Raw genomic sequence first — 5043 nt, 5'->3', positions numbered from 1 at the left:
CCGCGCAGCACGCTGAACGCGCCCTCGGCGTCCGGCGCCGTCGCCTGCCAGGCGCCATCGGCGCCGAACGTGACGGTTTCGGACCAGCATCCACGCGCAATCACGCGGTCCAGCGCAGCGCAGCGCGTCGGGCGCACGATGCGGCCCGAGCCGGGGATGGTGCGCACCAGGTGGTGGAACTGGGTCTCGATCGCGGCCAGATCGGGGAAGATGTCGGCGTGATCGTATTCAAGATTATTCAGGATGGCCGTACGCGGACGGTAATGGACGAACTTCGAGCGTTTGTCGAAGAAAGCCGTGTCGTACTCGTCCGCCTCGATCACGAAGGGACGGCGCGACGGGTCGAAGCGCGCCGACACATGCAGGTCCTGCGCCACGCCGCCGATCAAAAAGTTGGGCGCCATGCCCGCGGCTTCAAGCACCCAGGCCAGCATCGAACTGGTGGTGGTCTTGCCGTGGGTGCCCGCCACCGCCAGCACGTGCTGGCCGGGCAGGATGTTGTCGCCCAGCCATTGCGGCCCCGACACGTAGCGAGCGCCCGAATCCAGGATGGCCTCCATCAGCGGGTTGCCGCGGCTGACCACGTTGCCGATCACGTACAGATCGGGCTTGAGCGCCAGTTGTTCGGCGCCGAAGCCTTCGATCAGCTCGATTCCTTGCTCGGACAGTTGCGTGCTCATGGGCGGGTACACGCCCGCGTCGCAACCGGTGACCTTGTGGCCGGCGGCGCGCGCGATCAGCGCCAAGCCGCCCATGAACGTACCGCAGATGCCAAGAATATGCAGGTGCATTGAAAACTCTCCTGTCCTGCATTGTATATATAGAGAAGCGCCGGGCTGCGGCGGACGCGGCGCGAAACGGCGGCAGCGGTTATGATCGCGCCATGAATCGACGCCTACTTCTTTCCGCCGGCGTGGCCATAGCCGCCACGGTTGCGGGCGGCTATACCCTGATGGGCCGCAAGACCTCGACGCCCGCGGCTCCCGCCGATGCCGGCGATCCCGTCGCCGGGCTGATGCAGATGCAGCTTCCCGATTTGAATGGGGCGTCCCACACGCTGTCGGGCTGGAAAGGCCAGCCCATCGTGGTCAATTTCTGGGCAACCTGGTGCGCGCCATGCGTCCGAGAAATGCCTGAACTCGACGCTTTGCAGAAAAAATACCCGCATGTGCGATTTGTCGGCATTGGGGTCGATTCGGCGGCGAACATGCAAAAATTTGTCGAGAAAGTGCAGGTTTCCTATCCCCTCTGGGTAATAGGCGCAGGCGCCATCGATACATTGCGCAAGCTGGGAAATCCCAGTGGCGGCCTGCCTTTTACGATTGTTTTCAATGCAGATGGCGGAATTAACCGGAAGATATTAGGTGAAATTCAGCCCGATGACCTGGAACGCACTTTATCTGGTTTAAAGGCGTAAGTCTGTTGGACAAATAGTAGGAATTGGCGTAAAAAGCTGGTTTATCGGCTGTTTTGCCAACAATTGGCAAACCACTCACTGGCAAGCGCATGGCGCAAAACATACTGGTATTGCATGGCCCGAATCTGAACCTGCTCGGCACCCGAGAGCCTCATATCTACGGCAGCCTCACGCTGCAACAGATCAATGAGCGCCTTGAGTTGCTTGCAGGCGAACTGGGCGCCACGCTGACAGCGTGGCAAGGCAACCACGAAGGCGCGCTGGTTGACCGCATTCAGGCGGCACGGCAAGACGGCACAGACTTCATCATCATCAACGCGGCGGCATATACGCACACCAGCGTCGCGATTCGCGATGCGCTGGCTGGGGTCGCGATCCCATTTATTGAAGTACATTTGTCCAATCTGTATAAGCGAGAGCCCTTCAGGCATCACTCTTATCTGTCCGACTTGGCGGTAGGCCTTATCAGCGGCCTGGGCGCGGACGGCTACGAGGCGGCTCTGCGTTACGCAGTGCGGCACTGATCTCGCACCAAACTCACAGCATTTACATCTTATACGGCGCGGACCCGACGCTGGGACGTCGCCGATACTATCTCGGGAAGCAGCTTCTATGGACCTCCGAAAACTCAAAACCCTGATCGACCTGGTGGCTGAATCGGGCATCGCCGAGCTGGAAATCACCGAAGGCGAAGGCAAGGTGAGGATCGTCAAGTTCTCGCAGACCTTGCAGCCGGTCGCCTACCACCACCCGGAAGCCGGCGTGCCGGCCGCGCCCATGGCTCACGCCGCCGCGCCGGCCGCGCCCGTCGCGGAAGCCGCGCCGGTGATCCAGGGCCATGTCGTCAAGGCGCCCATGGTTGGCACCTTCTACCGTTCGCCGAACCCGGGCGCAGCCCCGTTCATCGACGTCGGCGCCACCGTCAAGGAAGGCGATCCGCTCTGCATCATTGAAGCCATGAAGCTGCTCAATGAAATCGAAGCCGACAAGTCCGGCGTCATCAAAGAAATCCTGGTCGAAAACGGTGAGCCCGTCGAGTACGGTCAACCCCTGTTCGTCATTGGCTGATAGCTGAAAATGTTCGAAAAAATCCTGATCGCCAATCGGGGCGAAATCGCCCTGCGCATTCAGCGCGCTTGCCGCGAGCTGGGCATCAAGACCGTGGTCGTGCACTCCGAAGCCGACCGCGAAGCCAAGTACGTGCGCCTGGCCGATGAATCGGTGTGCATCGGGCCCGCGCCTTCGCGTGAAAGCTACCTGAACATGCCGGCCATCATTTCGGCGGCCGAAGTCACGGATTCCGAGGCAATTCACCCGGGTTACGGGTTCTTGTCCGAAAATGCCGACTTCGCCGATCGCGTCGAAAAGAGCGGCTTCGTCTTCATCGGCCCGCGTCCGGACACCATCCGCCTGATGGGCGACAAGGTCAGCGCCAAGCGCGCAATGATCGAAGCCGGCGTGCCGGTGGTGCCGGGTTCGGAAGGCGCGTTGCCCGACGATCCGCAGGAAATCATCCGCATTGCGCGCGAAGTTGGCTATCCGGTCATCATCAAGGCGGCAGGCGGCGGCGGTGGCCGCGGCATGCGCGTGGTGTACACCGAGGCCGCGCTGCTGAATGCCGTCACGATGACGCGCTCGGAAGCAGGCGCCGCGTTCAACAACCCGGAAGTCTATATGGAGAAGTTCCTCGAGAACCCGCGCCATATTGAAATCCAGGTGCTGGCCGATGGCGGCCGCAACGCCGTCTGGCTGGGCGAGCGCGACTGCTCCATGCAGCGCCGCCACCAGAAAGTCATCGAAGAGGCGCCCGCGCCGGGCGTCGCGCGCCGTCTGATCGAGCGCATCGGCGATCGTTGCGCCGATGCCTGCCGCAAGATGGGCTACCGCGGCGCGGGCACGTTCGAGTTCCTGTATGAAAACGGCGAGTTCTATTTCATCGAAATGAACACCCGCATCCAGGTTGAACACCCGGTCACCGAACTGATCACCGGCATCGATCTGGTCCAGCAGCAGATCCTGATCGCCGCGGGCGAGAAGTTCACGCTGCGCCAGCGCGACATCGTGTTCAAGGGCCACGCGATCGAATGCCGCATCAACGCGGAAGATCCGTTCCGCTTTGTGCCCAGCCCCGGCCGTATCACCAACTGGCACACGCCGGGTGGTCCGGGCGTGCGTATCGATTCGCATGCGTTCAACGGCTATTTCGTGCCGCCGAACTACGATTCGATGATCGCCAAGGTCATCACCTACGGCGACACGCGCGACCAGGCGCTGGCCCGCATGCGTACCGCGCTGTCGGAAATGGTGGTGGAAGGCATTTCCACCAACATCCCGCTGCATCGCGAAATGCTGCAGGACGCCCGCTTCATTGAAGGCGGCACCAGCATCCACTACCTGGAAAACAAGTTGGCGCAGCGTCCCTGACCTGCGATCCGGGAGCTTTCCGCTCCCGGGCCGCTCCTGTTTTGTTTTACGGTCAACGGGCCGCGGCGCAAGCCGCGGCCCGTTGACCAGATGGAAGAATCATCATGCGTGAACTCGTGCTCCATTGCCTGGAGGCGCAAGCCGAAGCTCTCTCGGACGCTCTGCTGGAAGCAGGCGTGCTGTCGGTATCCGTCGAAGATGCCGACCTGGGCACCGACGTTGAGCGTCCCTTGTTCGGCGAACCGGGCACCGAGCCCGACGTGCAGGCCTGGGACCGCAATCGCGTCGTCGCCCTGCTGCCCGACGGAGCCGATCCCGCGCAGATCATGGAAGAGGCCACCGCCGCCGGCGAGCTGGATCCCGCCGTGTTCGAGGGCTGGAGCCTGCGCGACGTGCCAGACGCCGACTGGGTACGCCTGACGCAGTCGCAGTTCGGCCCCATCCATATCGCCGAACGCCTCTGGATCGTGCCCAGCTGGCACCGCGACAATCCGGATGTGCCGGCCTTCGAGCCGGACGCCGCCACCCAGGAGGGCGCGATCCACATCGAGCTGGATCCGGGCCTGGCCTTCGGCACGGGCAGCCATCCCACGACTCATCTGTGCCTGGCCTGGCTGGAAGCCGAATTGCCGGCCGGCGCCACGCTGCTGGACTATGGCTGCGGCTCGGGCATTCTGGCCATCGCCGCGCGCAAGCTGGGCGCGGGTCCGACTCAGGCGGTGGATATCGACGCCCAGGCGGTGCAGAGCACGATCTTCAATGCCGAGGTCAACCACGTCGACCTGCAAGCCATGCTGCCCGACGGGCTGGCGGAAGGCACTTTCGAAGTGGTGGTGGCCAACATCCTGTCCAACCCCCTGAAGGTGTTGGCGCCAATGCTGGCCGGACGCGTCGCCGCGGGCGGCCATCTGGTGCTGTCCGGCGTGCTGGAGCGGCAAGCCGAGGAAGTGGCCGCCGCCTATGCGCCCTGGATCGCGATGTCGGTCTGGCGCGCGCGCGACGGCTGGGTGTGTCTGCACGGCCAGAAGGCCTGAGCGCTACCGCCGCAGGATCGCGCCATGGCCTTGACCACCCGTTGCCCGCAGTGCGGCACCACCTTCAAGGTGGTGCCTGACCAGTTGCGGGTCCGCAATGGCCTGGTGCGTTGCGGCGCCTGCTCGACCGTGTTCGACGGGCGCGCCTGCCTGGTGCCGGTCGCGGGC

At 63.4% G+C, this 5043-nt stretch carries 7 protein-coding genes; 6 read left to right on the top strand and 1 reads right to left on the bottom strand.

The window, feature by feature from the left end:
* On the bottom strand, positions 1 to 791 hold a 791-nt coding region (mpl, locus tag VIR09_RS10415), incomplete at its 3' end, for a UDP-N-acetylmuramate:L-alanyl-gamma-D-glutamyl-meso-diaminopimelate ligase (RefSeq protein WP_332012796.1).
* Positions 792 to 883: 92 nt separating this feature from the next.
* On the opposite strand from mpl, the gene VIR09_RS10410 reads away from it, so the two are divergent.
* The 6 genes from VIR09_RS10410 to VIR09_RS10385 form a co-directional block, all read left to right on the top strand.
* Positions 884 to 1417, top strand: a complete 534-nt coding sequence (locus tag VIR09_RS10410) for a TlpA disulfide reductase family protein (RefSeq protein ID WP_332012798.1) — start codon at positions 884 to 886, stop codon at positions 1415 to 1417.
* Between the two features lie 89 nt (positions 1418 to 1506).
* Positions 1507 to 1941 (top strand): type II 3-dehydroquinate dehydratase, encoded by a 435-nt coding sequence (gene aroQ, locus VIR09_RS10405; RefSeq protein ID WP_043544779.1) that lies wholly within the window; start codon positions 1507 to 1509, stop codon positions 1939 to 1941.
* A gap of 88 nt (positions 1942 to 2029) precedes the next feature.
* Complete coding sequence (gene accB, locus VIR09_RS10400; RefSeq protein ID WP_332012795.1) at positions 2030 to 2485, top strand: acetyl-CoA carboxylase biotin carboxyl carrier protein; 456 nt, start codon at positions 2030 to 2032, stop codon at positions 2483 to 2485.
* A 9-nt stretch (positions 2486 to 2494) separates the two neighbouring features.
* Entirely contained in the window at positions 2495 to 3841 is a 1347-nt protein-coding gene (gene accC / locus VIR09_RS10395) for an acetyl-CoA carboxylase biotin carboxylase subunit (RefSeq protein ID WP_332012794.1), read from the top strand.
* A gap of 104 nt (positions 3842 to 3945) precedes the next feature.
* Positions 3946 to 4875, top strand: coding sequence for a 50S ribosomal protein L11 methyltransferase (gene prmA, locus VIR09_RS10390; protein ID WP_332012793.1), 930 nt, complete (start codon positions 3946 to 3948; stop codon positions 4873 to 4875).
* Between the two features lie 24 nt (positions 4876 to 4899).
* A partial coding sequence (locus tag VIR09_RS10385) for a zinc-ribbon domain-containing protein (protein WP_332012797.1) occupies positions 4900 to 5043 on the top strand: 144 nt, incomplete at its 3' end.

The sequence above is a fragment of the Achromobacter sp. genome (assembly GCF_036567245.1).
Classification (GTDB): domain Bacteria; phylum Pseudomonadota; class Gammaproteobacteria; order Burkholderiales; family Burkholderiaceae_B; genus Achromobacter.
This window is presented reverse-complemented; position numbering and strand designations above follow the sequence as displayed.